The organism is Vallitalea sediminicola, from assembly GCF_054408565.1.
Genome location: NZ_BTPT01000183.1, coordinates 1 through 279 on the forward strand (window position 1 = coordinate 1; position 279 = coordinate 279).

Sequence of the window (279 nt, forward strand, 5' to 3'; positions counted from 1 at the left end):
GTATGGTGAATTAAAGCAATAATGCAGAGCTAATGTTAGTTCTACGACTCCTAGATTAGAACTTAGATGTCCACCAGTATTACTTACCACTTTTATTAAATATTCTCTAAGTTCTTTTGCTAGTAGATTCAGTTGGTCAATTTCCAAAGCTTTAATATCACTAGGACCATTAATCCCATCTAATATTTCATTCACTTTTTTTCAACACCTTTACTTATCTTTTAAAATACAACTAATTTTCTAATATATATTGAACTTATATATATTAGAAAATTAGTT

1 protein-coding gene is annotated in these 279 nt (G+C 27.2%); it reads right to left on the reverse strand.

Features of this window, described 5'->3' with window-relative positions; translation table 11 throughout:
- The coding region (locus ACX6CF_RS26350) for a 1-deoxy-D-xylulose-5-phosphate synthase N-terminal domain-containing protein (RefSeq protein ID WP_458788354.1) at positions 1 to 195 on the reverse strand (195 nt) is incomplete at its 3' end.
- Positions 196 to 279: the final 84 nt, after the last annotated feature.